Origin of the sequence: Oceanicoccus sp. (assembly GCF_029238675.1) — a bacterium.
GTDB lineage: Bacteria > Pseudomonadota > Gammaproteobacteria > Pseudomonadales > Dasaniaceae > Oceanicoccus.
Genome location: NZ_JAQWFR010000011.1, coordinates 1 through 2,966, shown reverse-complemented (window position 1 = coordinate 2,966; position 2,966 = coordinate 1). Strand labels below are relative to the sequence as shown.

Below are 2,966 nucleotides of genomic sequence, written 5' to 3'. Positions count from 1 at the left end.
CTTCGGGCCGACCCTGATAGCTTGAAAAGAACTTGATTAGGCTCTACCAAATCGCCATCAGCGACTTGCCACTCAACTTCAACAGTCGGGTCCACTTGCCTAAACACTTCATTAACCCATGCCTGCCCGCAAAGGGTGGCATGTTCACGGGTAATAACCCTGGCTGTAGCAGTTTGCTCCGCAGGAATTAATTGCGCAGTAATATCGCCATCACCAATATCTTCTTCTAAAGCTCTGGTTACAGTCAGTTCAAGGTCTTTGGTGGCGTATTCGGGTAGTTTCATGAAGTTAGTATTGTCAGTGGTAGAAAGGGCGTGATTCTATCAGTCATCGTATTGCCTGAGAATAAGGGTGTCGCCCCGTTGGGTAAATTCTATCTGTTTTAGAGCGCTCATACCTAGTAACACCACCTCTTTATCCATCGCCGGGTTGATGCTGGCGTTGATATCCCTGAGCTCAATATCACCCAGTTGGAGTGAGCTGAGCTGGGTGTTATAGACCGTCACCCTGCCATTGGCGGTATAAGCCTGTTGCTGGCCATTGGCCTTTAAACCTATTTCCCTGGCCAAAGACTGTGGAATTACTACATCGGTTGCCCCGGTATCTAATAGAAACACGGTTTTATGGCCGTTGATCAAGCCATTGGCAATATAGTGATGCTGCCGGTTGGATTGGAGGGTAACCTCTTTGGCACCTTCCGCAGTGGTGCGACTTGCGGGGTTTTGGTTTGGGTTACGCTGTTCAGTCAGTAAGTCATCAAAGAACACAATGCCCATAATAAAGAGCACAGCCCAAGCCATGATAAACATGGTAATGCCCATTTTGCGGGGATTGTTGTCTTCAGGAGGTGTATTCATGATGCTCGTCGTCGGTAATTCGGGCTGGTAACTCGGGGTATTGTACTAATGTTTAAAGAGGAAGGCTCGCTACGACAGCAACATGTGATGAATGTCTCGCTTTGCGCTTATTTAGCGATGAACTGTGATTGGCTTCTCGAACTACGGCAGCAATCAGGACGAAGCTTTTGCGGTGATATATGATGCTTAGACAGTAAAAGAAACCCTGGCAGGGTTCAATCCTCAGGTGGACTTATGGCGGATAACACAACAAAAGTTGTACAGCTTAGTAGTCATCTCGGTAATCAAGCCGAAGACAGTGGCGATAACGCGCTATTCGCTCGATTACCCGCTCCTTTCACTGATACCAAAGACCGTGGCAAGCAATCCCTGCAGCCACTTCTGCAAGCCCTGTTCGATAATATTGATGATGCCTTGTTTGAATTGGCCGATCGCGCTGAGCACAACGTCGAACAAAATATGTATTTTGAGGCGATGCGTGAAATTCGGATCAAGCGCCGGGGTATGGAGTTATGCTTTGGCAAAGAGATTGATAATGCCTTTAGTTTGTTGTTGATGAAGGATGATTCTATCCCAACCCTGGGTGCCAGTGAGGAAGTTAGTATTGATTTGTTGTCACTGGTTGCAGAGGATGAGTTAGAGGAGTTAGTAGCAGCTGATAATATGGTGACCAAAGCTGAGAGGGAATGTTCTTCAGGCTTAAAGCAGCTAACGACTCGCCTTGATACTTTAATTGAAAACCAGACAGTCACTTTAAAAAACAACCCTTTTGGTCCCGAGGTTATTTGTCATTCTTTTATTCAAGTCTGTAAAACACTGGACTTGGATATTAAAGCCAAGTTAGTACTTTTTAAATTATTCGATCGCTATGTAATGAATGAATTACAGCAGGTTCATCAGCAGTGTAATACGGTATTAGTTGATGGTGGTATCCTGGCCAACCTGGGTGGTGATAAGCGTCCGGCTAATCGGTCATCCACGACAAAAGAGATTGATGTTGAAAACACCGCAGCTGACGAAGCGTCAAGCAATGATGTGTTTGCCGACTTGCAAGGTTTATTGCACAGACTTCCCCGGCCCACTATGAGCGCAGCCAGTGGTTTGGTAGCACCGGGACAAGCACCACCAATTCCCCGCCAAACCCTGATGCAATTATTGCAAACAGTACAAACATCCCTGGCTCCACAAATGGTTCAGCAACAGCATGCGGCGATGGCGGGGGTTGGTCCGCAACAGTTAGATGTGCAGCAAACTCTCAGTAGTTTGCTTGGTGCCAGGATGCCCGAAAAGCCCATGAGTATTGGGCAAGTTGATGATGACGCGATTAACCTGGTAGCCATGTTGTTTCAGTTTATTCTGGATGATAGAAATCTGGCTGCACCGATGAAGGCGCTAATTTCTCGTTTACAAATCCCTATTATTAAAGTCTCGATGCTGGATAAATCCTTTTTCAGTAAAGGCGGTCATCCAGCCAGAAAGCTACTGAATGAAATTGCCAGTGCCAGTTTGGGCTGGGTGCCCACCGGTAATATTGACCGTGATCCGCTCTATAGCAAAGTTTCATCCATAGTCGATAAAGTTCAACAGGAATACGATGGCGGCTCCGATTTATTCCAGGATGTTCTGGCTGATTTTATTGCCTTTTTAGAAAAGGATAAGCGTCGTATCAACCTGGTTGAGCAGCGTACGATTAAGGCCGAAGATGGCAAAGCTAAATCTGAATTAGCCCGCACCATTGTACAAAACGCATTGAATGAAAGAGTGGCGGGCAAGTCGTTGCCAAAAGTGGTGATTACTTTATTGGAACAGGCATGGAGTAACGTGCTGTTCCTGATTTGCCTGAAAGACGGCGAAGAAAATAAAAACTGGCAAGAAGCTTTGCAGGTGGTCGATGATCTGCTGTGGAGCATTGAGCCGATGGAAAATACCGAGGCGCGTCAGCAACTTTTAGCTATGGTGCCGCAGTTATTAAAAGATTTGCGGGCTGGCCTGACCCGGATTGCTTACAACCCCTTTGATATGAATCAGCTATTGACTGATTTGGAAGCTATTTATCTTTCGCAATTGAAACAATTAAATACCGTTAAGTTAGCGGCTTCTGAACAAGAG

At 46.1% G+C, this 2,966-nt stretch carries 3 protein-coding genes; 1 reads left to right on the top strand and 2 read right to left on the bottom strand.

Annotated features, from left to right (window positions below; translation table 11 throughout):
- A partial coding sequence (locus tag P8H32_RS04340) for a nicotinate-nucleotide diphosphorylase (RefSeq protein ID WP_367279155.1) occupies positions 1-284 on the bottom strand: 284 nt, incomplete at its 3' end.
- 39 nt (positions 285-323) lie between these two features.
- Positions 324-857, bottom strand: a complete 534-nt coding sequence (locus P8H32_RS04335; protein ID WP_301088555.1) for a TIGR02281 family clan AA aspartic protease — start codon at positions 855-857, stop codon at positions 324-326.
- Between the two features lie 234 nt (positions 858-1,091).
- Between P8H32_RS04335 and P8H32_RS04330 the strand changes: the two genes are divergently transcribed.
- Positions 1,092-2,966, top strand: a 1,875-nt coding sequence (locus P8H32_RS04330; protein ID WP_301088554.1) for a DUF1631 domain-containing protein, incomplete at its 3' end; no start/stop codon positions are given.